This is a genomic window from Pseudomonas sp. Marseille-Q0931 (assembly GCF_940789645.1).
Classification (GTDB): domain Bacteria; phylum Pseudomonadota; class Gammaproteobacteria; order Pseudomonadales; family Pseudomonadaceae; genus Aquipseudomonas.
Genome location: NZ_CALNWT010000020.1, coordinates 22768 through 43704, shown reverse-complemented (window position 1 = coordinate 43704; position 20937 = coordinate 22768). Strand labels below are relative to the sequence as shown.

At 63.8% G+C, this 20937-nt stretch carries 21 protein-coding genes and 1 pseudogene; 8 read left to right on the top strand and 14 right to left on the bottom strand.

Annotation, left to right across the window (positions count from 1 at the left end; translation table 11 throughout):
• Nucleotides 1–10: 10 nt before the first annotated feature.
• The 3 genes from P3C50_RS23260 to P3C50_RS23250 all read right to left on the bottom strand — a co-directional run bounded on the left by P3C50_RS23260 (nt 11) and on the right by P3C50_RS23250 (nt 4522).
• Nucleotides 11–1417 carry an aminoacyl-tRNA deacylase and HDOD domain-containing protein gene (locus P3C50_RS23260; RefSeq protein ID WP_275547773.1) on the bottom strand — a complete coding sequence of 469 codons (1407 nt, stop codon included), beginning with the start codon at nt 1415–1417 and terminating at the stop codon, nt 11–13.
• A 91-nt stretch (nt 1418–1508) separates the two neighbouring features.
• The gene (recG, locus tag P3C50_RS23255) at nt 1509–3584 is read right to left on the bottom strand and encodes an ATP-dependent DNA helicase RecG (protein WP_275547772.1); all 2076 of its coding nucleotides are present in this window, start codon (nt 3582–3584) and stop codon (nt 1509–1511) included.
• 8 nt (nt 3585–3592) lie between these two features.
• Nucleotides 3593–4522, bottom strand: a complete 930-nt coding sequence (locus P3C50_RS23250) for a hydrogen peroxide-inducible genes activator (RefSeq protein ID WP_017360510.1) — start codon at nt 4520–4522, stop codon at nt 3593–3595.
• 251 nt (nt 4523–4773) lie between these two features.
• Here P3C50_RS23250 and P3C50_RS23245 point away from each other — a divergent pair, with 251 nt between their 5' ends.
• Nucleotides 4774–5631 carry an NAD-dependent epimerase/dehydratase family protein gene (locus P3C50_RS23245; protein WP_275547771.1) on the top strand — a complete coding sequence of 286 codons (858 nt, stop codon included), beginning with the start codon at nt 4774–4776 and terminating at the stop codon, nt 5629–5631.
• A gap of 33 nt (nt 5632–5664) precedes the next feature.
• Nucleotides 5665–6432 (top strand): AraC family transcriptional regulator, encoded by a 768-nt coding sequence (locus P3C50_RS23240; protein WP_275547770.1) that lies wholly within the window; start codon nt 5665–5667, stop codon nt 6430–6432.
• Here P3C50_RS23240 and P3C50_RS23235 read toward each other — a convergent pair.
• Nucleotides 6395–6972 (bottom strand): annotated as a pseudogene (locus tag P3C50_RS23235) (AAA family ATPase). The gene P3C50_RS23240 and the pseudogene P3C50_RS23235 sit on opposite strands and share 38 nt — an antisense overlap.
• 78 nt (nt 6973–7050) lie before the next feature.
• Here P3C50_RS23235 and P3C50_RS23225 point away from each other — a divergent pair.
• Nucleotides 7051–7668, top strand: a complete 618-nt coding sequence (locus P3C50_RS23225) for a LysE family translocator (protein ID WP_275547768.1) — start codon at nt 7051–7053, stop codon at nt 7666–7668.
• Between the two features lie 35 nt (nt 7669–7703).
• On the opposite strand, the gene P3C50_RS23220 is transcribed toward P3C50_RS23225, so the two are convergent.
• The 6 genes from P3C50_RS23220 to P3C50_RS23195 form a co-directional block, all read right to left on the bottom strand.
• Nucleotides 7704–8429 (bottom strand): hypothetical protein, encoded by a 726-nt coding sequence (locus tag P3C50_RS23220; RefSeq protein WP_275547767.1) that lies wholly within the window; start codon nt 8427–8429, stop codon nt 7704–7706.
• Between the two features lie 56 nt (nt 8430–8485).
• Complete coding sequence (locus P3C50_RS23215) at nt 8486–8866, bottom strand: RidA family protein (protein ID WP_024310054.1); 381 nt, start codon at nt 8864–8866, stop codon at nt 8486–8488.
• A gap of 68 nt (nt 8867–8934) precedes the next feature.
• On the bottom strand, nt 8935–11046 hold the full coding sequence (gene spoT, locus P3C50_RS23210) for a bifunctional GTP diphosphokinase/guanosine-3',5'-bis pyrophosphate 3'-pyrophosphohydrolase (RefSeq protein WP_275547766.1): 2112 nt from the start codon (nt 11044–11046) through the stop codon (nt 8935–8937).
• 63 nt (nt 11047–11109) lie between these two features.
• Complete coding sequence (rpoZ, locus tag P3C50_RS23205) at nt 11110–11373, bottom strand: DNA-directed RNA polymerase subunit omega (RefSeq protein ID WP_003242550.1); 264 nt, start codon at nt 11371–11373, stop codon at nt 11110–11112.
• A 94-nt stretch (nt 11374–11467) separates the two neighbouring features.
• A complete protein-coding gene (gene gmk / locus P3C50_RS23200) occupies nt 11468–12088 on the bottom strand; it encodes a guanylate kinase (RefSeq protein WP_197858558.1) in 621 nt (206 codons plus the stop codon).
• A 147-nt stretch (nt 12089–12235) separates the two neighbouring features.
• Nucleotides 12236–13099, bottom strand: coding sequence for a YicC/YloC family endoribonuclease (locus tag P3C50_RS23195; protein ID WP_275547765.1), 864 nt, complete (start codon nt 13097–13099; stop codon nt 12236–12238).
• Nucleotides 13100–13274: 175 nt separating this feature from the next.
• Here P3C50_RS23195 and rph point away from each other — a divergent pair, with 175 nt between their 5' ends.
• Genes rph through P3C50_RS23180 form a run of 3 tightly spaced genes read left to right on the top strand, consistent with a single transcriptional unit; the run spans nt 13275 to nt 15142 of the window.
• The gene (gene rph, locus P3C50_RS23190; RefSeq protein WP_024310050.1) at nt 13275–13994 is read left to right on the top strand and encodes a ribonuclease PH; all 720 of its coding nucleotides are present in this window, start codon (nt 13275–13277) and stop codon (nt 13992–13994) included.
• 27 nt (nt 13995–14021) lie between these two features.
• Nucleotides 14022–14393 carry a DUF4870 domain-containing protein gene (locus P3C50_RS23185; protein WP_197858560.1) on the top strand — a complete coding sequence of 124 codons (372 nt, stop codon included), beginning with the start codon at nt 14022–14024 and terminating at the stop codon, nt 14391–14393.
• A gap of 59 nt (nt 14394–14452) precedes the next feature.
• Complete coding sequence (locus tag P3C50_RS23180; RefSeq protein ID WP_232106471.1) at nt 14453–15142, top strand: tetratricopeptide repeat protein; 690 nt, start codon at nt 14453–14455, stop codon at nt 15140–15142.
• Between the two features lie 242 nt (nt 15143–15384).
• Here the strand turns inward: P3C50_RS23180 and P3C50_RS23175 are convergent, their stop codons facing one another.
• Nucleotides 15385–16164 (bottom strand): exodeoxyribonuclease III, encoded by a 780-nt coding sequence (locus P3C50_RS23175; RefSeq protein ID WP_275547764.1) that lies wholly within the window; start codon nt 16162–16164, stop codon nt 15385–15387.
• A gap of 81 nt (nt 16165–16245) precedes the next feature.
• Between P3C50_RS23175 and pyrE the strand changes: the two genes are divergently transcribed.
• Nucleotides 16246–16887 (top strand): orotate phosphoribosyltransferase, encoded by a 642-nt coding sequence (gene pyrE / locus P3C50_RS23170; protein ID WP_013717752.1) that lies wholly within the window; start codon nt 16246–16248, stop codon nt 16885–16887.
• A 20-nt stretch (nt 16888–16907) separates the two neighbouring features.
• Nucleotides 16908–17510, top strand: coding sequence for a DUF4124 domain-containing protein (locus P3C50_RS23165; protein WP_275547763.1), 603 nt, complete (start codon nt 16908–16910; stop codon nt 17508–17510).
• Nucleotides 17511–17521: 11 nt separating this feature from the next.
• Here P3C50_RS23165 and P3C50_RS23160 read toward each other — a convergent pair whose 3' ends face one another.
• The 3 genes from P3C50_RS23160 to algC all read right to left on the bottom strand — a co-directional run bounded on the left by P3C50_RS23160 (nt 17522) and on the right by algC (nt 20515).
• Nucleotides 17522–17968: an acyl-CoA thioesterase gene (locus P3C50_RS23160; protein ID WP_197858563.1), complete on the bottom strand. Its 447-nt coding sequence runs from the start codon at nt 17966–17968 to the stop codon at nt 17522–17524.
• Between the two features lie 222 nt (nt 17969–18190).
• On the bottom strand, nt 18191–19096 hold the full coding sequence (gene argB, locus P3C50_RS23155) for an acetylglutamate kinase (RefSeq protein ID WP_197858564.1): 906 nt from the start codon (nt 19094–19096) through the stop codon (nt 18191–18193).
• Nucleotides 19097–19120: 24 nt separating this feature from the next.
• Entirely contained in the window at nt 19121–20515 is a 1395-nt protein-coding gene (gene algC, locus P3C50_RS23150; RefSeq protein ID WP_275547789.1) for a phosphomannomutase/phosphoglucomutase, read from the bottom strand.
• Between the last annotated feature and the right edge of the window lie 422 nt (nt 20516–20937).

Below are 20937 nucleotides of genomic sequence, written 5' to 3'. Positions count from 1 at the left end.
CCGGGCGCTGTCAGAGTGGATGCTGATACTGCGCCGCCAGCTCGCGCAGGGCGACCTCGGCACTGAGCACCTTGCTGACTGCGTCTTCGGCTTTTTCCCGGCTCACGCCCAGGGCCTCGAACAGGTCATCTGGAATATCGCTCTGCGGCCCGGCGCCGATGCCACGGTTACGCAGCAGGCTGACCGCCAGGCACACCAGATTGGGGAAGGCCGCGCTGTCACCGGCATAGGACGGGTCGTGCTGGAAGCGCAGGGCGCTGGACAGCTCCTCCGGCATATCCCAGTGGCGCATCAGCCAGGCACCGATCTGCTCGCGGGTGATGCCCAGCAGGTGCTGCTCGATATGGCTGTGCGACAGATGCGGGTTGACCTCCAGATGACGGCAGATCAGCGAAAAGTGCGGCGGGAAGACGTGCGCCAGGACCAGATAACCGAAGTTGTGCAGGAGGCCGGCAAGGTAGGTCAGGCCGGCTTCCGGGCGTTGTGCGCGCGGCATGGCGCGGGTCAGGCCTTCGATCACCGCGGCGGTGTAGATCGCCTGTTGCCAGTAGGGCGTGGCGTGTTGCGGCTGGTCCTTGGGCAGGCTCAGGGTCTTGCCCAGGGCCAGGCCTAGCGCCAGGTTGATCACCAGGTCGAAGCCCAGCACGCGGACGATGGCATCTTCCACCGAGCGAATCCTGCCGGGCGCGGCGTAGTAGGGCGAGGCGGCCCAGCTGACCACCTGGGCCGCCAGTGCCGGGTCGGTCTCGACCACACCGGTGATATCGTCCACCGTGGCATTGGGATCGACCCGCAGCTTGATGATCTTCTGCGCGGTTTCCGGCAGTGGCGGAATCTCGATGGTTTCTTCCAGGCGCTGCTGGATGCGCCGCGCGGTAAAGGCCTGCACGGCCTGGGTAATCTCCGCGCGGTCATCATGCGGGCGATCCAGATTCGGTTTGATCGCGCTAACCGGCTCACCGAAACGCGCGGCGCTGGCCTTGCTCAGCAGCGTCTTGAAGGCTTCGGTGGGGACTTCCAGCAACACGCCGGGCTGGCCGGAGTCGATCAGTAGGCTGGGTACCTGCAGCAGGCGCTCTTCATAGAGGCAGGGCGAACTGGTCAGCGGTGGCAGGCCAGGCAGGGCGGCCAGGTTGTGCTTGCCGAGCATGCGCTCCAGGCGCTCGGGTTTGACCGCAGTGAGCTGACGCCCGGTCAGTTCCGCCAGACGCGACAGATCCAGCAGGTGGCTGCGCGGGTAGAGCACCAGCAGCGCGCCGACGGCATCGTCCACCAGTACGGCCTGCAGGCGCGCCTCGCTCGGCTGGCCTGGTCGCTCCGCACGCACCTGGTAGGGTACGGCGAGTTTCTTCAGCAGTTGCACGATCACGGCGGGCGGTTGCGCAGTGGCGTTGGCGGCGAGGGCAGCTTCAGTCATATCGATATCCAGCGTTGGCGCATATGCCTCGGAGTATAACCAGCGAGGATTTGCGCAATGGTTCGTGGCGACGGTTGTCCTGTGAACAGGTTCACACTTGACCGTATTGCTGGCCATGACGCAACCAGCGTTCCAGCAATGGAGCCACATGTTGTGGCCAATGTTCCAGAAGTGCCTGCGCGGCATCGCGAACCGCAGGTAGCAGATCGGCGTCGCGCATCAGATCGGCGACCTTGAACTGCAGCAGACCGGTTTGCCGGGTGCCGAGCATTTCGCCGGGGCCACGCAGTTCCAGGTCTTTCTCGGCGATAACGAAGCCATCGGTGGTTTCACGCATGATCGCCAGGCGTTCGCGGCCGAGCTGCGACAGCGGCGCGTGGTAGAGCAGCACGCAGTGGCTGGCCGCACTGCCCCGACCAACCCGGCCGCGCAACTGGTGCAACTGGGCCAGACCGAGGCGCTCGGGGTTCTCGATGATCATCAGGCTGGCGTTGGGCACGTCGACGCCCACCTCGATCACCGTGGTGGCCACCAGCAGCTGCAGGTGACCCTGCTTGAACTCGTCCATTACCGCGGCCTTCTCGGCCGGTTTCATGCGTCCGTGGATCAGCCCGACGCGCAGCTCGCCGAGCGCGGTGGAGAGTTCCTCGAAGCTGGTTTCCGCAGCCTGGCAGGTGAGCTCTTCGGATTCTTCGATCAGGGTGCACACCCAGTAGGCCTGGCGGCCCTGCTGGCAGGCGTTGCGCACCCGTTCGACGACCTCATCGCGGCGGCTGTCGGCGATCACCAGGGTATTGACCGGCGTGCGTCCGGGCGGCAGTTCGTCGAGGATCGAGGTGTCCAGATCGGCGTAGGCGCTCATCGCCAGGGTGCGTGGAATGGGCGTGGCGGTCATGATCAGCTGATGCGGGCTCAAGCGCCCGTCGATGCCTTTCCGGCGCAGGGCCAGGCGTTGCTGCACGCCAAAGCGATGCTGCTCGTCGATGATCACCAGGGCCAGGCGCTTGAACTTTACTTCCTCCTGGAACAGCGCGTGGGTGCCGACCACCATCGGGCAGCCGCCGGCGATCTGTTCCAGTGCGGCGGCGCGGGCCTTGCCCTTGAGCTTGCCGGCCAGCCAGGCCACTTCCAGGCCAAGTGGTGCCAGCCATTTGCTGAAGTTGAGGAAGTGCTGCTCGGCAAGAATTTCAGTGGGCGCCATCAGCGCCACCTGATAATCGGCTTCCAGCGCCTGCAGCGCGGCCAGGGCGGCGACCACCGTCTTGCCGGCGCCGACGTCGCCCTGCACCAGCCGCAGCATCGGCTCGCTTTGCGCCAGGTCGTATGCAATCTCGGCGCTGACGCGCTGCTGCGCGCCGGTGGGGGCGAAGCCGAGGTTGGCCAGGTATTGCTGCGGCAGCTTTTTCGCCGGCGGCAGCGCCGGCGCCTGTTGCGCGCGCACCTGTTCGCGCAGGCGCTGCAGGGATAACTGGTGAGTCAGCAGTTCTTCGAAGGCCAGGCGGTGTTGCGCCCAGTGACGACCCTCGGCGAGTTCTTCGACATCAGCGTCTGGCGGCGGCCTGTGCAGGTAGCGAATGGCCTCATCCAGGGGCGCCAGGCGATAGTCGCGGGCCAGCTCGTCGGGCAGCCAGTCCGGCAGGCTGCGCGGGCCGAGCCGCGCCAATGCCTGCTGGCTGAGCTGGCGCAGGCGCTGTTGGGTCAGGCCTTCGGTGGTCGGGTAGATGGGCGTAAGGCTCTGTTCCACCGGCGCCGCTTCGTCACCGCTCTGTGCGCGGTACTCCGGGTGGTAGATCTCCAGGCCGGTGGCGCCGGGGCGTACTTCACCGTAGCAGCGCAGGGCGGTGCCGCGCTTGAGGCCTTCCTTCTGCGCCTGGCTGAAGTGGAAGAAGCGCAGGCTCAGGGTGCCGCTGCCGTCCTGCAGGCGCACCAGCAGGCTGCGCCGGCGGCCCATGACCACGTCGGCACCTGCGACGATGCCTTCGACCACCGCATCCTGCCCGGGGCGCAGCGCGCCGATGGGGGTGATGCGGGTGCGATCCTGGTAGCGCAGCGGCAGGTGGAACAGCACGTCCTGCAGGTTTTCCAGGCCGACCTTGGCGAGTTTTTCCGCCAGCGCGGCGCCTACGCCTTTCAGCTCGGTGACGGAAACCGCTGACAGCTCGCTCACTTCCGGCCTCAGGCGCTCTTGGTCTGCGGGCTGCGGGCGACCGAGCAGAGGCGGATGGAGTCGGCCAGTACTTCGATGGCGTTGGGCCGCGGGAAGCTGGCGCGCCAGGCGATGGCCACGGTACGGAACGGCACTGGCGCGCTGAGCGGACGCACTTCGATCACGCCAGGCGCATAGTGATGGCTGTCCACCGCCGAGAACGGCAGGATCGACACGCCCAGGCCGGAGGCGACCATATGGCGGATGGTTTCCAGCGAGCTGGACTCCACCGTGGTGTGCTTGCCGTGGTCATCACCGCCCTTGCGCAGGGTCGGGCAGGCTTCCAGCACCTGATCGCGGAAGCAGTGGCCTTCGCCGAGCAGCAGCAGGCTCTTGTCGTTGAGCAGCTTGGTGTCGATGGTTTCCATCGCCGCCCAGGGGTGGCCGGCTGGCAGGAGAGCGTAGAACGGCTCGTCGTACAGCGGCTTGGTCAGTACATCGGCTTCCTGAAAGGGCAGGGCGATGATGATGGCGTCCAGCTCGCCGGTGCGCAGCTTGTCGCGCAGGATGTGGGTGAAATTTTCCTCGATGTACAGCGGCATGTCCGGAGCGACCCGGTGCAGCTGCGGAATCAGGTGCGGGAACAAGTAGGGGCCGACGGTGTAGATCGCGCCGATCTTCAGCGGCGCGGCCAACTGGTTCTTGCCGGCCTGGGCCAGCTCGCGAATGCCCTGGGCCTGCTCCAGCACCTTCTGCGCCTGGGTGACGATGCCTTCGCCGACCGGTGTCAGGCGCACGGCGCTCTTGCTGCGCTCGAAGATCAGCACACCGAGCTCGTCCTCCAGCTTCTTCACGCCGACCGACAAGGTCGGCTGGCTGACATGGCAGCGCTCGGCGGCGCGGCCGAAATGCTGTTCCTGGGCAAGGGTGACGATGTAGCGCAGCTCGGTGAGGGTCATAGTGTTTATCCATTAAGTTGCCGCCAAGCATAGCCTTTGCAAACAGATGAACCAACCGCGCTAATAGGCTGTTGCAAAACTATCTCGACTTTCTCGTTTGCGGCGCCCTTTTCCCTACAGCCGATGCGGTCCGCTAACTGCCTCGGCTCGGGTGTCCTGCTTCGCTCTACCTCTGCATCCATGCAGTCGTCGCCGAGGTTTTCAAGCGGCCTGTTACACTGCCCGTTCGCTTAAAAGTCAGGGAGAAAAGCATGTCGGGATGCAACAGCCTGCTGATCGCCGGGTGCGGGGACGTCGGTACCCGTCTTGGTCTGCGTATGGCCGAACAGGGCTGGCGCGTGCTGGGCATGCGCCGCAACGTGGCCGCGCTGCCGGCAGCCATCGAAGCGCTGGAGGGCGATCTGCATGCCGATGCCTGCCCGCGAGATTGGCCGCAGGGTCAGCTGGACTATCTGGTGTACTGCGCGGCGGCGACCCAGCACGATGAAGCGGGCTACCGCGCCGCTTATGTCGATGGCCTGCGCCGCGTGCTGGGCTGGCTGGCGCAGCATGGCCAGCGACCCCGGCGCATTCTGTTCGCCTCCAGTAGCGGCGTATACGGGCAGCAGGAGGGCGAATGGATCGACGAGGACTCTCCGGCCGAAGCCCAGAGTTTTTCCGCCGTGATCATGCGTGAGGCCGAGCGTGTGGCACTGGAAAGCGGCCTGCCGGCGACCACGGTGCGCCTGACCGGCCTCTACGGCCCCGGTCGCGAATGGCTGCTGAGCCAGGTGCGCGGCGGCTATCGGGTCAGCGAGACGCCACCGCTCTATGGCAACCGCATTCATGTCGATGACGCAGCGGGGCTGCTCGCCACGCTGCTGCAAGCCGACGCTGCGGGCATGCCCCTGGCTGATTGTTACCTGGGTGTCGACGACGAGCCGACGCCGTTGCACGAAGTGGTGGGCTGGTTGCGTGAGCAACTGGGCGTCAGCCATTGGAGCGATGAACAGCGCGTGCGCCGAGCCGGCAGCAAGCGTTGCAGCAACGCCCGCGTCCGTGCGCTGGGTTGGGCGCCGCAGTATCCCAGCTATCGCGAGGGTTATGCGGCGATCCTCGCCGAGCGCTGAGGTGGGCGCCAACAGCCTGTTGGCCAGCCCTGGTTGCCGGGCGTCGAGCTGTTTCACGCCGATTTCTCCGGGCAGGCGTTCGGCCGGCACAGCCACGATGCCTTTGCCATCGGCGCCATCGTGCAGGGTGTCGGGGGCTACCAGTGCCGTGGTCAGCGCTATGCGCTGCCTGCCGGCACCCTGTCGCTGATGAGCCCGGACGAGGCGCATACCGGGCACGCCGAGTCTGCGCGGGTGGTCTATCGCATGCTTTATATCGAGGAGTCGCGTCTGCCCGCGCTGCTCGGCCGCAAGCGTCTGCCCAATGGCTTCAGTACGCTCAACCCGCATGACGACGGTCAGGTCGCGACAGGCCTGGCGCGGCTGGCGGGCGAGTTCGAGCGGGGCGATGCGCTGGCGCTGGAGAGCGAGTTGCTGGCGCTGTTGGAGCTGGTGTTCGTGCGTCACGGCGGCTTGCGCCAGGCGCGGCCGGCATCACGCGACAGCGGAGTGATAGCGTATTTGCGTGATTACCTGGAAGCGCACTACACCGAGGCCGTCAGCCTGGAGCAACTGGCCGCGCTGGTGCAGCGTCATCCACGTCACCTGATCGAGGCGTTTCGTCGTGCCTATGGCGTGCCGCCGCATACCTATCTGCTGCAGCGCCGGGTGCGTGAGGCCAAGCGCAGGTTGATGAAGGGGCAGGCGCTGGCCGAGGTCGCGCTGGGCCTGGGCTTCTACGACCAGGCGCATTTCAACGGCGTTTTTCGCCGCTTTACCGGGGTCACGCCGGGGCGTTTTCGTGAGTTAGCGAAGGGTTGAGACCGCTGCACTGCAGCACGAAGTCGCGACGCTGCGCCAGGCTCATCCGCGGTACCTCGATGAGTTGATAACCGGCTTCTACATAAACCTCACGCATCACCGCGCAGGTTCGTTCGGCCTCGGCCGCATCCTGGCGGCGCTCGTTGTCGTTGCAGTAAATCTGCGACCAGTGCGGCAGCAAGAACACCTGCCTGTGGTAACGCAACTGGCGCACCGCTTGCAGTAGATGTTGGCCGACCGGCAGGTCGTTCAGGCGCAGGTAGCCGATGATATCGACCAGGCTACGGTCGAAGAACACCGGACCTTTCATCGTCAGTGCCTGGCGGTGAGCCCTGAGCTCCCAAGCCAGCATCAGTTCGGCGAACAGGCTCGGGTCGCGCCAGGGAAGCCCCGCGCCTGCGATGGACTGCTGATCGCGGATATCGCCCGACCGGCCTCCTCGGCGACGCTGTAGTCCGCCTGGGCCAGGACCGCCAGCAAGCTGCTCTTGCCGCTACCGGGGCCGCCGGTGAGGATATGCAAAGGTGGGTGACAGGGCATGTGGTGGGCTCCTCTGAGTTTTTTCCAATACAGCGCTACCGGTCATTGTCGACACTGCCTCCGCCAAACGGAGGTCCCATGTTCGCGTTGTTTATGCTGGTTGCCGGTACCCATTTCGCTGCCTTGCTGTCGCCGGGCCCGGACTTCTTTCTGTTGATTCGTACCGCGCTGACGAAAGGGCGGCGGCAGGCCGACGGTTGTGCCTGCGGCATCGCCCTGGCCAATCTGCTGAGCATGCTACTGGTGTTGTTCGTCATGGCGTTGTTGCCCGCCGAGGGCAGTTGGCTGTGGCGCGGACTGCAGGTTGTCGGCGGGCTGTATTTCGCCTGGATCGGCCTGCAGGCGCTGGCCTCACGGCGGGATCTGGTCCTGCCGCAGGGTGATCAGCTGAGGCTGGGCGGGGTGTGGAAGGGCATGCGCCAGGGTCTTCTGGCCAGCAGCCTCAACCCCAAGCTGCCGCTGTTCTATGCCGGTCTGTTCGGGGTGCTGCGCGAATCGGCGATACCGGCATGGGGGCTGGGCCTGGCAATGCTATGGATGACCCTGGTGGTGCTGTTCTGGGATCTGGCGCTGGTGCGCCTGCTGGATCAGGAACGCTGGCGCGGCTGGTTGCAGCGTCGTGTGCGCTGGCTGGACCGTGGCTGTGGCGGCTTGCTGCTGGCGCTGGGTGGCTGGTTGTTGCTGGGTGCCTTGTAGCGTGGCGCCGCTCCTTTGCGGGCGGCGCATAGCGATCAGCGGCGCTTGAGCAACCAGCGCTGCGGGCCGGGCTGGTACTCGGGCATCTCGTCGAACTGGGCGCGGTTCTGCGCTTCGAAGATGCGCAGCTGATTGCCTTCATGCACGAACAGCCAGGGGCTGCCCCGCTCGCCGGCCTGCAGCCAGATGCTGTCATGTTCGCCGCTCATGGCCGCGCAATCACCCGCCAGGCACAGGGCGAAGCGTTCGGCGCCAGGCAGGCCCTGGACCTGACCGTCGCTGTTGAAGCGCACCAGGCCGCCCTGGCCGAGACCTTCCTCGATCAGCCAGTCGCCGCCCAGGTAGTCGCGGTACAGCGCCTGTTCGAAGCTGCTGCCCAGCGCTTTGGACTCGCCGGAAACACGGGCAAAGTGCTGTTCGGGCCAGTAGCCGCTGACGATCTGCACCAGTTCGCCGTTCTGAATGGCAAGCTGCTCCTTGTAGTCGCCATAGAAGGTCACCTGCCAGCGGCTTTCCCCTGCGCTCTGCAGCTTGCCCTCGGCCAGTTCGAAGCCGTTGCTGTAGCTGGCCTGCTGCTGCTCGGGGGCGATCTGCCATTCCAGATTGGGGCCATAGGCGAGCAGGGCTTCGCGCAGGCGACCGCTTTCGCGGGCGGCATCGATGGCCGCCTGGTTGATCCAGGTTCCGCTCGGGTCGTTGTTCGGCGCGCTGGCGCAGCCGCCGAGCAGGGCGGTCAATAACAGCAGAGCAAGCAGACGCATGGCGATCTCCATGCCGGGAAAGGGGAGAGCGGGGCCTGGTGCCCCGCTCGAACGACTTACTCGATGACCAGGATGGCGTCCATTTCCACCTGCGCACCCTTCGGCAGGGCGGCCACACCGATGGCGGCGCGCGCCGGGTAGGGTTGCTCGAAGTAGCGGCCCATCACCTCGTTGACCTTGGCGAAGTGCGAGAGATCGGTGAGGAAGATGTTCAGCTTGACGATGTCCTTGAACGAGCCGCCGGCGGCTTCGGCAACGGCCTTGAGGTTCTCGAACACCTGCACGGTCTGTGCTTCGAAGCCTTCGACCAGTTCCATGCTCACCGGGTCCAGCGGGATCTGGCCGGACATGTAGACGGTGTTGCCGGCCTTGATCGCCTGGGAGTAGGTGCCGATGGCGGCGGGGGCCTTGTCGCTGGTGATGACGGTCTTGCTCATGAATCGCTCCTTGTGAGAACTGGCTGGGTCGAGCGCCCAGCCTACAGAATCGAAATAGGGGAATTGTGTCAGGCGCGTACTCGGGTGATACGCATCACGCCCTTGAGCGCGCGCAGTTTCTTGATCACCCGGGCCAGGTGCACGCGGTCATGCACGCTGACCACCAGCTGCACGACGCTGATGCGGCCGTCGCGTTCGTCCATGCTGATCTTCTCGATGTTGCCATCGGCGGCATTGACGCTGCTGGCCAGCAGGGCGATCAGGCCGCGCTGGTGCTCCAGTTCGACGCGCAGTTCGACGTTGAATTCGCCGGTGACGTCCTTGGCCCAGTTGAGCTGGATGCACTTTTCCGGGTTGTGGCGGATGTCGACGATGTTCCGACAGCTTTCCATGTGCACCACCATGCCCTTGCCGGCGGACAGGTAGCCGACGATAGGGTCGCCCGGAATCGGCGTGCAGCACTTGGCGTAGCTCATCACCAGGCCTTCGGTGCCGCGGATCGCCAGCGGCCCTTCGCTGCTCGGCAGGGTCTCGTCGCCACTCTCGGCCAGCAGGCGACGGGCCACGACATAGGCCATGCGATTGCCCAGGCCGATGTCTTCGAGCAGATCCTCGATGACTTCCTGGCGGTATTCACCGAGCACCGCCTGTACGCGCTCGGGGGCAATCTTCTCCAGGTGCGTGTCGAAGCTGGCCAGGACCTTGTTCAGCAGGCGTTCGCCGAGGCTGATGGATTCCGAGCGGCGCTGCTGCTTGAGGGCGTGGCGAATGTGCGTGCGCGCCTTGCCGGTGACCACGAAGTTGAGCCAGGCCGGATTCGGTCGGGCGCCCGGCGCGGTGACGATTTCCACCGTCGAGCCGCTTTCCAGCGCCTGCGACAGCGGTGCCAGGCGGCGGTTGATGCGGCAGGCGATGCAGGTATTGCCGACGTCGGTATGCACCGCGTAGGCGAAGTCGACCGCGGTGGAGCCTTTCGGCAGCTCCATGATGCGGCCCTTGGGCGTGAACACGTAGACCTCGTCCGGGAACAGGTCGATCTTCACGCTCTCGATGAATTCCAGGGAGTTACCCGCTCTCTGCTGGAGTTCGAGTACACCCTTGACCCACTGCCGTGCACGGGCATGGTTGCCCTTGGGCACTTCGTCGTCGTTGGACTTGTACAGCCAGTGCGCGGCGATGCCGTTGTTGGCCATCTCCTCCATTTCGCGGGTGCGGATCTGGATTTCGATGGGCACGCCGTGCATGCCGAACAGCGTGGTGTGCAGCGACTGGTAGCCGTTGGCCTTGGGAATCGCGATGTAGTCCTTGAAGCGGCCCGGCAGCGGTTTGTACAGGTTGTGCACGGCGCCGAGCACGCGGTAGCAGGTGTCGACCTTGTCGACGATGATGCGGAAGGCGTAGACGTCCATGATCTCGTTGAACGCCTTACGCTTGCCGCGCATCTTCTGGTAGATGCTGTACAGGTGCTTCTCGCGGCCGATCACCTCGCCTTCCATGCCTTCGCGTTGCAGGCACACCTGGATCGATTCCTCGATCTTGGCCACGATCTCCTTGCGGTTGCCCCGAGCGCGGCGCACGGCGGCGCGGATGCGCTCGGAGCGCATCGGGTGCATGGCCTTGAAGCCCAGGTCTTCGAATTCCACGCGCATGTTGTGCATGCCCAGTCGGTTGGCGATGGGCGCGTAGATTTCCAGGGTTTCCTTGGCGATGCGCCGGCTCTTCTCGTGCGGCATGGCATCGAGGGTGCGCATGTTGTGCAGGCGGTCGGCGAGCTTGACCAGAATCACGCGGATGTCGCGCGCCATGGCCATGGCCATTTTCTGGAAGTTCTCGGCCTGCGCCTCGGCCTTGGTTTCGAAGTTCATCTGGGTCAGCTTGCTGACCCCGTCGACCAGTTCGGCCACGGTTTCGCCGAACTGCGCGTTGAGCGCTTCCTTGGCGATGCCGGTGTCTTCGATGACATCGTGCAGCATGGCGGCCATCAGGCTCTGATGATCCATGTGCATGTCGGCGAGAATGCTGGCCACGGCTAGCGGATGGGTCACATAGGCTTCGCCACTGCGGCGGCGTTGGCCATCGTGCGCCTGTTCGGCGTAGAAGTAGGCTCGGCGAACCAGGTTGACTTGGTCATGGCCGAGGTAGGCCGAAAGTCGGTCGGCGAGAGCGTCTATGCCAGCCATGAGAGACTCTCCCGTTGGCAGCTGTGGCCCCGCGCCGCGCGACTTCGACCCGGCATCATCGACTTAAAGAGGCTCGTTCGCCTCTTCCTCGAAGGCAGCGAACAGCGGTTCTTCTTCGACGATGTCTTCCTGGGCGACGACTTCATAGTCCACCAGGCCGGCAGCGATTTCGCGCAGGGCCACTACGGTGGGCTTGTCGTTTTCCCAAGCCACTTTCGGCTCTTTGCCGCCGGTGGCCAGCTGGCGCGAACGCTTGGTCGCGAGCATGACCAGTTCGAAGCGGTTATCAACGTTGTCCAGGCAATCTTCGACGGTAACGCGAGCCATGGTGTTCCTCGTAACTTGTGCGGATAAGCTTGGCCCGAGCGGGCGAGCGGACTGAATAGTCTAAAAAATCACCAGCGACAATGGAAGCGCTGTTTTACGCCAGCAGTTCGCTGAGCAGGCCGGCGTGGCGCTGCTGCTGCTGCGTCTGCGCCAACTGGTTGCTGCGGAAGATGGCTTTCAGATCGCTCAGGGCGTGATTGAAGTCATCGTTGATCACCAGGTAATCGTACTCGACGTAGTGGCTCATTTCGCTGACCGCCTCGCGCATACGGCGCTCGATGATCTCGCCGCTGTCCTGGCCGCGGTTGGTCAGGCGATGGCGCAGCGCTTCCTGGGTCGGCGGCAGGATGAAGATGGACCTGGCCTGAGGCATCAGTTTGCGTACCTGCTGCGCGCCCTGCCAGTCGATCTCCAGGATCAGGTCGAAACCTTCGGCCAGGGTCTGCTCGACCCACTTCTGCGAGGTGCCGTAGAAATTGTCGAAGACCTGGGCGTGCTCGAGGAACTCGCTGCGCTCGATCATGGCGCTGAACTGCGCATGGTCGACGAAGTGGTAGTTGACTCCGTCCTGCTCGCCCGGCCGCATGGCGCGCGTGGTGTGCGAAACCGAGACGCGAATGAGCGGTTCGCTTTCGATCAGCGCCTTGACCAGGCTGGTCTTGCCGGCGCCCGAGGGTGCGGAAACGATATAGAGGGTGCCGGTGGTGATGGCCATGAAAACATCCTGAGAAATCTTGCGGGATTTTAAAACGTAGCGAGCGACGGCTAGGCAAGGCGAAATCAGGTGAGAAAGCGGAGTTTACGACTGTAAATGAGCATTTCGAACCTTATTTCAACGCGGTATAGCCTAGCGCAGCAGTTTTCACTCGATATTCTGAACTTGCTCGCGCATCTGCTCGATCAAAACCTTCAGGTTGACTGCAGCCTGCGTGCTACGTGGGTCGAAGGCTTTGGACCCGAGGGTATTGGCCTCGCGGTTGAGCTCCTGCATCAGGAAGTCCAGGCGCCGCCCGGCAGCGCCGCCGGCCTTGAGCACGCGACGCACTTCGCTGACGTGGGTGCTTAGGCGATCCAGTTCCTCGGCTACGTCGCTCTTCTGTGCGAGCAGCACCAGTTCCTGCTCCAGACGTTGCGGGTCGAGCTCGGCCTGCATCTCGGCGAAGCGGGTTTCGATCTTCTGGCGCTGGCCGGCGAGCATCTGCGGCACCAGTTCGCGCAGGGCAGCGACTTCATCGAGGATGCTGTCGAGGCGCTCGTTGAGTAGCTTGGCCAGCTCGGCGCCTTCGCGGGCGCGGCCGGCCTTGAGTTCGCCTAATGCCTGGTCGAACAGCTTCATTGCGGCGGCGTTGAGCGCCTGCGGATCGGCCGAGTCGGCCACCAGTACGCCGGGCCAGGCCAACACTTCCAGCGGGTTGAGCGGCGCCGGTTGCTGGATCAGCGCGGCGACCTGTTCGGCGGCAGTGATCAGCTGGCGCGCGCGCTCGCTGTCGACCTGCAGTTGCTTGCCGGCACTCTCTTCGGCGAAGCGCAGCGTGCATTCCACCTTGCCGCGCGACAGACCCTGGCGCAGGGCTTCGCGCACTGCGCCTTCGAGATCGCGGAACGCCTCGGGCAGACGCAGGTGCGGCTCGAGGTAGCGGTGGTTGACCGAGCGCAGTTCCCAGCTCAGTGTGCCGTGGGCGGTTGCCTGCTCGTTGCGGGCAAAGGCCGTCATGCTGTGAACCATGGGATACCTCGCGAAAGTCAGCTCGAAAAACGCAGGATTGTAGCTCACGGCGCCTGCCCATTTCATGTGCAGGCCATCAGGCCTGCCGTCAGTCGCTGCCAATTCGGCATGTCGCCGCGGCCGACCGCCCCCTATAATGCGCAGTGTTTTTATTTAATGAAGTAGGTATCGCTCAATGAAACGTCCCAGTGGCCGCGCCGCCGATCAGTTGCGCTCGATTCGCATCACCCGCAACTACACCAAGCATGCCGAGGGTTCGGTGCTGGTCGAATTCGGCGATACCAAGGTGATCTGCACCGTCAGCGTCGAATCCGGTGTGCCGCGTTTCCTCAAGGGTCAGGGCCAGGGTTGGCTGACTGCCGAGTACGGCATGCTGCCGCGCGCCACCGGCGAGCGTAACCAGCGCGAAGCCAGTCGTGGCAAGCAGGGTGGCCGTACCCTGGAAATTCAGCGCCTGATCGGCCGCTCGCTGCGCGCTGCGCTGGACATGAGCAAGCTGGGCGAGAACACCCTGTACGTCGATTGCGACGTGATCCAAGCTGACGGCGGTACCCGCACTGCCTCCATCACCGGCGCCATGGTGGCGCTGATTGATGCGCTGAAAGTGCTGAAGAAGCGCGGTTCGCTCAAGGGCGAGCCGCTCAAGCAGATGATCGCTGCCGTATCGGTCGGCATCTATCAGGGCGAGCCGGTGCTGGATCTGGACTACTTGGAAGATTCCGCCGCCGAGACCGATCTCAACGTCGTGATGACCAACGCCGGTGGCTTCATCGAAGTGCAGGGCACGGCCGAGGGCGCACCGTTCCAGCCTGACGAATTCAACGCCATGCTGGCGCTGGCGCAGAAGGGCATGAACGAGATCTTTGAACTGCAGAAGGCCGCACTGGTCGACTGAAACCCTTAGCGAGCAAGGAGCATCAGGATGAACGACGATATGCAAAGCCCGCTTCCGACGCCCAGTCAGGAAGCGCGTCAGTGGGCCATGTTCTGCCACTTCGCCGCGTTTCTCGGCCTGGTGTTCCCCTTCGGTAATCTGCTCGGCCCGCTGATCATCTGGCAGATCAAGAAGGATCTCGATCCCTTCGTCGACGCCCAGGGCAAGGAAGCGTTGAACTTCCAGATCAGCGTGGCGCTGGCAGCGATCGTCTGCTTCATCCTCATGGTGGTGGTGATCGGCTTCCCGCTGCTCATGCTGCTGGGTCTGGCAGCGCTGGTGCTGACCATCATCGCCGGGATCAAGGCCAACGAGGGCCAGGCTTATCGCTACCCGTTCAGCTGGCGGCTGATCAAGTAATTCAATGGAGTTGGACGGCGGGGGTGACCTCCTCCGCCATGCCAGGGAAGGACAGTTTGATGAAAGTGCGAATGTTGATGCTGGCTCTGTTTCTGACAGCGCTAGTCGGCTGCGGTGATGCTGCTAGGACGCTAGCCGAGCAGGCGAAACTGCAGGCCTTGAGGGTCGAGGCTGCGCAATTGCACGACGCGGGGCAGTCGCGGCAGGCGATTGCCAAGTTCGAAAAGGTAGTCGACAGCCCGGTCGCAACGGATGCGGAGAAGGCTCATGCGCTGCGCTTCATCTCGCTGGGCTATTACGAGCTGAATGACTTTCCGCGCTCGGGCGAGTACGCGGCCAAGGCTGCAGCCTACTATCCGCAGGGTTCCTACGATTACCTGGTGAATATGGCTGACGCCGATCTCATGCAGGGCAAGGTGCCGGAAGCCGCCACCAAACTCGAGCAGGCACATGCGCTGGAGCCCCGCGGTCTGGCAGCCAATAACGTGCTGGGCCTGCTCTATCTGGGCGATAACGGCGAGCAGTACTCCGATCATCGCAAGGCGCTTGCCTATAACCGGGCTGCTTTCGAGATCGAGCCGGGGCGTATTACCGGGATCGCCCTGGCGCGCAACTATGTAGCGTTGCATGAGTACGAGCAGGCTCGTGCCCATCTGCTCGATCTGAGCCAGCGCTATGCCGATGATGCGTACATACGCAACTTGCTGGTGCAGACCGAGAACGGTTTGACGCCGGATCGCGGGCAATGAAACCCCACGACAAGCCTAATGTCAGCCAGATAAGAAAAACACCAGTGATGCTGTGCAGAATCGCAGCATTTTCACTTGACTAGGCCGCGGCGGATGCCTTGCGTGAATCAAAGCGTTATCGCGGACAAGTCCGCTCCCACGGTCAGCGTTTGCAGCGCTGGTAAGGTTGGTGGGAGCGGACTTGTCCGCGAAGCCTTGTGTCCTGGATGACGACAGGCATCATACGCTTTCGTGCCTGTCGATCAGACGCTGAGAATCCAGTCGTAATCGACGATCAGCGGCGCATGCTGGGAGAAGCGCGGCTGGCGAGGCAGACGTGCGCTGCGCACGCTGCGGCGCATACCGGGCGTCAGTATCTGGTAGTCGAAGCGATACCCCAGATTGAGCATTTCCGCCTGCTCGCTATCCGGCCACCAGCTGAACTGGTCACCTTCGCGGCTGACTTCACGCAGGGCGTCAACATAGCCCATGTTGCCAACCACCTCGTCCATCCAGGCGCGCTCGGGCGCCAGGAAGCCCGGTGATTGCTGGCAGTCACGCCAGTTCTTCACGTCCATCTTCTGGTGCGCCACATGTAGCGAGCCACAATAGATGTACTCGCGACGCTTGCGGCGTTGCTTGTCCAGATAATGGGTGAAGTCGTCCATGAACTTGAATTTCTGATTCAAGCTCTCGTCACCGTCACGCCCGCTGGGTAGCAGCAGGGTGGCGATACTTACCTTGTCGAAATCGGCCTGCAGGTAGCGCCCGTAGCGATCGGCCGTCTCGAAGCCGAGGCCGCTGATCACCGCCTTGGGTTGCAATCGCGAGTAGAGTGCCACGCCACCTTGGCTGGGCACTTCACCGTCGCATGCATAGAGGAAATAACCATCCAGCTGGAAGGCTTGGTCGTCCATTTCAAAGGCAGAGGCACGGGTGTCTTGCAGGCAGATCACGTCGGCATTCTGGGCTTGCAGCCAGCTGAGCAGACCTCGCTCGGCCGCAGCCTGAATACCATTCACGTTCACACTGATGATCCGCATAAATGGCCCCCAAAAACACGTGCGTGTATGATACCCGAGCTCACCTCAATTAGCTAAATCCGTGCCGTCCGGGACTTTTTCATGCAAGCGTACCAGCGCGATTTCATTCGCTTTGCCATCGAACGCGGGGTTCTGCGTTTCGGTCAGTTCACCCTCAAGTCCGGGCGTACCAGCCCCTATTTCTTCAACGCCGGCCTGTTCGACAGCGGCCTGGCGCTGGCCCAGCTGGGGCGCTTCTATGCCGCGGCCATCGTCGACAGCGGTATCGATTTCGATGTGCTGTTCGGCCCGGCCTACAAGGGCATCCCGCTGGCTGCGACCACTGCCGTGGCGTTGGCCGAGCATCATCAGCGTGATCTGCCCTGGTGCTTCAACCGCAAGGAAGCCAAGGATCATGGCGAAGGCGGCACCCTGGTCGGCGCACCGCTCAAGGGTCGCGTGCTGATCGTCGATGACGTGATCACCGCCGGCACCGCCATTCGCGAAGTGATGCAGATCATCCAGGGTCAGGGCGCTCAGGCCGCCGGCACCCTCATCGCGTTGAACCGTCAGGAGCGTGGCCAGGGCGAGCTTTCCGCGATTCAGGAAGTCGAGCGCGACTTCGGCATGCCGGTAGTGAGCATCGTGTCACTGGAACAGGTACTGGAATATCTGGCAGGGGATGCTGAACTGAAGCAATATCTGCCGGCTGTCGAAGCCTATCGCGCCGAGTACGGAATCTAGCCCTAGCACAAGGTAGTCCTATGCCTGCACCGCTCCTGACCCGCTGTACGCTGCTCTGTAGCTTGCTGCTGCCGTTGTCCGGAATGGCTGCCGAGCTGTATCGCTACGTCGACGACAAGGGCGTGACGGTGCTCAGCCGTCAGGGCGTACCGCCGGAGTTCATCGGCAAGGGTTATGAAGTGCTCAATGACCAGGGGCGTGTCGTGCGGGTGATTCCGCCGGCACCGACGCCTGAAGAATTTGCCCGCATGCAGGCGGACAAGGCGCGCGCCAGCAGCGATGCGCAGCTGTTGCGCCTGTACACCAATCTTGATGACGTCGACCGCGCCCGCGAACGCAAGCTGGCCGAGCTCGACAGTGTCACCAGCGTGGCTCGCGGCAATCTGCAGTCGGTGCGCACTCAGCAGGCCAACCTGCAGAGCCAGGCCGCCGATCACGAACGTGCCGGGCGCCCGGTGCCGGAGCATTTGCTGGTACAAATCAACAACCTCAAGGAAGAACAGCAGCGTCTGCAGCGCGACATCGCCCGCTACAAGGAGACGCGTACCCAGGCCGAAGCGGGTTTCGCCGCTGATCGCGCACGTCTGACCGAGCTGTTTGGCGAGCCGCAGAAAAAGCCTTAAGGCTCGGTCATTCAGCCCTGCGGCTGAGTCTTCTCGAAACTTTCGATCTTTTCCCTGAGCCACTGCGGCAGCGGCGCACTGCTGCGTGTCGCGCCGTCGGCATGCACGTAGACGATTTCGCCGCTGGTCAGCAGTTCATCGTCACGCCAGATGCCGAGGGCAAAAGTCAGGCTGGAGCGGCCCAGGCGAGCGCTGCGGATACCGATCTGCAACTGGTCGTCGAAGCGCGCCGGTGCGCGGTATTCGAGCAGCGTGCGGATGGCGAAGAAGTCGCCGCCATCCTGTGCCAGATCAGCTGGGTAGGCGACGCCCAGGGCGCGGAAGTATTCGGTAATGGCGACGTCGGCGTAGGTCAGGTAGTGGCCGTTGAAGACGATGCTCTGCGGATCGACCTCGGCCCAGCGCACGCGCAAGGTGTGAAAGAAGGTGAACTGGCTGGCTTCGGGCAGGCTGCTCATGGGCGGTCCTTTATCGGGGTTGCCTGGTGAGCGTGCTGGTTGGGCGGGATTGCGGCAAGTTCGAGTCGCCACATGGATGTGGGGAGATAAGCGGGTTCGATGGCTGGTGGCGCTGGCCGACTCTCACCCTAGTCGTGTGGCGGTCGCAAAGCCCTCTCCCGCCCTGCGGGCACCCTCTCCCAGGGGGAGTGGGGCATCAGAAGGCCGCGTGGCGGCCGCTGTTCAGGGGCGCTTGCGGTTGCTGATCATGGTGCCGTTGCCGACATCGGTGAAGATTTCCAGCAGCACGGCGTTAGGTACACGACCATCGATGATATGCGAGCTGGTCACGCCACCCTGCACCGCTTCCAGTGCGCATTTGATCTTCGGCAGCATGCCGCCGTAGATGGTGCCGTCGGCGATCAGCTCGTTTACCTGCTCGGTGTTCAGACCGGTCAGCACGTCACCCTGCTTGTTCATCAGACCGGCGATGTTGGTCAGCAGCATCAGCTTCTCGGCTTTCAGCGCTTCGGCCACCTTGCCGGCGACCAGGTCGGCGTTGATGTTGTAGGACTCGCCATCCGGGCCGACGCCGATGGGCGCGATGACCGGGATGAAGTCGCCCTTGACCAGCATGTTCAGCAGATCGGTGTTGACCCCGGTGACCTCGCCGACATGGCCGATGTCGATAATCTCGGGCTGGGTCATCTCCGGCGTCTGGCGGCTGACCTTGAGCTTGCGCGCGCGGATCAGGCCGGCGTCCTTGCCGGTCAGGCCGATGGCGCTGCCGCCGTGCTGGTTGATCAGGTTGACGATGCTCTTGTTGACCTGGCCGCCGAGCACCATTTCCACCACGTCCATGGTGGCGGTGTCGGTGACGCGCATGCCATCGATGAAGTGGCTTTCGATGGACAGCCGCTTGAGCAGATCACCGATCTGCGGGCCGCCGCCATGTACCACCACCGGGTTGATGCCGACCGCCTTCATCAGCACGATGTCGCGGGCGAAGCCCTGTTTGAGCTCCTCGCTCTCCATGGCGTTGCCGCCGTACTTGATCACCAGGGTCTTGCCGACGAAGCGGCGGATATAGGGCAGGGCTTCGGACAGTACCTTGGCAACCTGGGCGGCAGCGTCACGCTCGAGGGTCATGCAGGGGGCTCCTGGAACAATCGATCAAAAGGGCAGTTGCAGGTCGGGGGCGACCTTGAGCAGTTGGGCGCGGAAGACATCCTGGATGCGCTCCAGCTCTTCCTGAGAGTCGGCCTCGAAGCGCAGTACCAGCACCGGCGTGGTGTTGGAGGCGCGGATCAGGCCCCAGCCCTTGGGATAGTCGACACGTACACCGTCGATGCTGGTGATGTTGGCTTCGCCCCATTGGCCTTCACGTTGCAGGCGTTCGATCATGCCGAACTTGGTCTGCTCGGTGACCTTGATGTTGATTTCCGGCGTGGAAATGTCGCTGGGGAAGGCGCTGAACACCTGCTCGGCGTTGCGTTTCTCTAGGCTGAGGATTTCCAGCAGGCGCGCGGCGCTGTAGATGCCGTCGTCGAAACCGTACCAGCGCTCCTTGAAGAAGATGTGGCCGCTCATTTCGCCAGCCAGCAGGGCGCCGGTTTCCTTCATTTTCTTCTTGATCAGCGAGTGGCCGGTTTTCCACATCACCGGGCGGCCGCCGTAGCCGCTGATCAGCGGGGTCAGGCGGCGGGTGCATTTGACGTCGAAGATGATGTCGGCGCCCGGGTTGCGCGAGACCACGTCCTTGGCGAACAGCATCAGCAGGCGGTCCGGGTAGACAATGTTGCCGGTGTTGGTCACCACGCCGACGCGGTCGCCGTCGCCGTCGAAGGCCAGGCCCAGGTCGGCATTCTCGGATTTGACGCGGGCGATCAGGTCGACCAGGTTCTCCGGCTTGCCCGGGTCCGGGTGGTGGTTGGGGAAGGTGCCGTCCACTTCGCAGAACAGCGGAATCACGCTGCAGCCCAGCGCCTCGATCAGTTGCGGGGCGATCACGCCGGCGGCGCCGTTGCCGCAGTCGACTACCACCCTGAGCGGTTTGGCCAGGGCGATATCGTCGCGGATGGTCTTGAAGTAGCGCGGCAGCACGTCGACCTGCTGCACGCTGCCGACGCCGCTGGCCAGGTCGTTGTCGTCCAGGCGGGTTTTCAGCGCCTGGATCTGCTCGTTGGCCAGGGTGTCGCCGGCGATGATGATCTTGAAGCCGTTGTAGTCCGGCGGGTTGTGGCTGCCGGTGAGCATCACGGCCGAACGGCCCTCAAGCACGTTGGCGGCGAAGTACACCACCGGGGTCGGCACCATGCCGATATCGGTGACTTCGCAGCCGCAGTCGAGCAGGCCCTGTACCAGTTGCTGCAGCAGCTCGGGGCCGGACAGGCGGCCGTCACGGCCGACGATGACCTTGGATTCGCCCTGGGCGAGGCTCTGCGAGCCGATGGCGCGGCCGATCCAGTAGGCGTATTCGGCGGTCAGGGTGTCACCCACCACGCCACGGATGTCGTAGGCGCGGAAAATGTCGGCGGGAAGTTTCGGGGCGCTTTGGCTAGTGGTCATTGCGGGGCTCTGCTCCAGTCCCAGGAGATCCTGGTCTTCATCGAGAATGTCGATATCGAGGATATCGGTGTCCTGAAACAGCGGGTCGACCAGCTCGGCGGGCTTCGTGACCGGCTGAGCGGCTGGGGCCGCGGCTGTTCCTTTAACGGGGGTACTGCTGCCTTCAGGGCTACTGCGGCGCGGCAGGCGCGCCAGACTCTGGGCCAGCGTATCGAGTGCCGGTACGCTGAGGCTGAAGGCTTTGACGTTCTTGCCGGCAGAGAGTTCTTTCAGCATTTGTCCGAGCTGCTGGGCATCGAGGTTGACGCGCCGCTGCAAAGCACCCTGCACCAGGATCAGGCCGATCAGGGCACCACCCAGGGCCAGCAGGAGCGCCAGGCCGAGCATGGTCACTGGAACGCTACCCTGAACCAGGGCCGGAC

Coding starts and splice junctions, on each gene's coding strand:
- P3C50_RS23260 (WP_275547773.1), bottom strand. CDS start 1,417: ATGACTGAAGCTGCCCTCGCCGCCAACGCCACTGCGCAACCGCCCGCC.
- P3C50_RS23250 (WP_017360510.1), bottom strand. CDS start 4,522: ATGACCCTCACCGAGCTGCGCTACATCGTCACCCTTGCCCAGGAACAG.
- P3C50_RS23245 (WP_275547771.1), top strand. CDS start 4,774: ATGTCGGGATGCAACAGCCTGCTGATCGCCGGGTGCGGGGACGTCGGT.
- P3C50_RS23225 (WP_275547768.1), top strand. CDS start 7,051: ATGTTCGCGTTGTTTATGCTGGTTGCCGGTACCCATTTCGCTGCCTTG.
- P3C50_RS23220 (WP_275547767.1), bottom strand. CDS start 8,429: ATGCGTCTGCTTGCTCTGCTGTTATTGACCGCCCTGCTCGGCGGCTGC.
- P3C50_RS23215 (WP_024310054.1), bottom strand. CDS start 8,866: ATGAGCAAGACCGTCATCACCAGCGACAAGGCCCCCGCCGCCATCGGC.
- spoT (WP_275547766.1), bottom strand. CDS start 11,046: ATGGCTGGCATAGACGCTCTCGCCGACCGACTTTCGGCCTACCTCGGC.
- rpoZ (WP_003242550.1), bottom strand. CDS start 11,373: ATGGCTCGCGTTACCGTCGAAGATTGCCTGGACAACGTTGATAACCGC.
- gmk (WP_197858558.1), bottom strand. CDS start 12,088: ATGGCCATCACCACCGGCACCCTCTATATCGTTTCCGCACCCTCGGGC.
- P3C50_RS23195 (WP_275547765.1), bottom strand. CDS start 13,099: ATGGTTCACAGCATGACGGCCTTTGCCCGCAACGAGCAGGCAACCGCC.
- rph (WP_024310050.1), top strand. CDS start 13,275: ATGAAACGTCCCAGTGGCCGCGCCGCCGATCAGTTGCGCTCGATTCGC.
- P3C50_RS23185 (WP_197858560.1), top strand. CDS start 14,022: ATGAACGACGATATGCAAAGCCCGCTTCCGACGCCCAGTCAGGAAGCG.
- P3C50_RS23180 (WP_232106471.1), top strand. CDS start 14,453: ATGAAAGTGCGAATGTTGATGCTGGCTCTGTTTCTGACAGCGCTAGTC.
- P3C50_RS23175 (WP_275547764.1), bottom strand. CDS start 16,164: ATGCGGATCATCAGTGTGAACGTGAATGGTATTCAGGCTGCGGCCGAG.
- pyrE (WP_013717752.1), top strand. CDS start 16,246: ATGCAAGCGTACCAGCGCGATTTCATTCGCTTTGCCATCGAACGCGGG.
- P3C50_RS23165 (WP_275547763.1), top strand. CDS start 16,908: ATGCCTGCACCGCTCCTGACCCGCTGTACGCTGCTCTGTAGCTTGCTG.
- P3C50_RS23160 (WP_197858563.1), bottom strand. CDS start 17,968: ATGAGCAGCCTGCCCGAAGCCAGCCAGTTCACCTTCTTTCACACCTTG.
- argB (WP_197858564.1), bottom strand. CDS start 19,096: ATGACCCTCGAGCGTGACGCTGCCGCCCAGGTTGCCAAGGTACTGTCC.
- algC (WP_275547789.1), bottom strand. CDS start 20,515: ATGACCACTAGCCAAAGCGCCCCGAAACTTCCCGCCGACATTTTCCGC.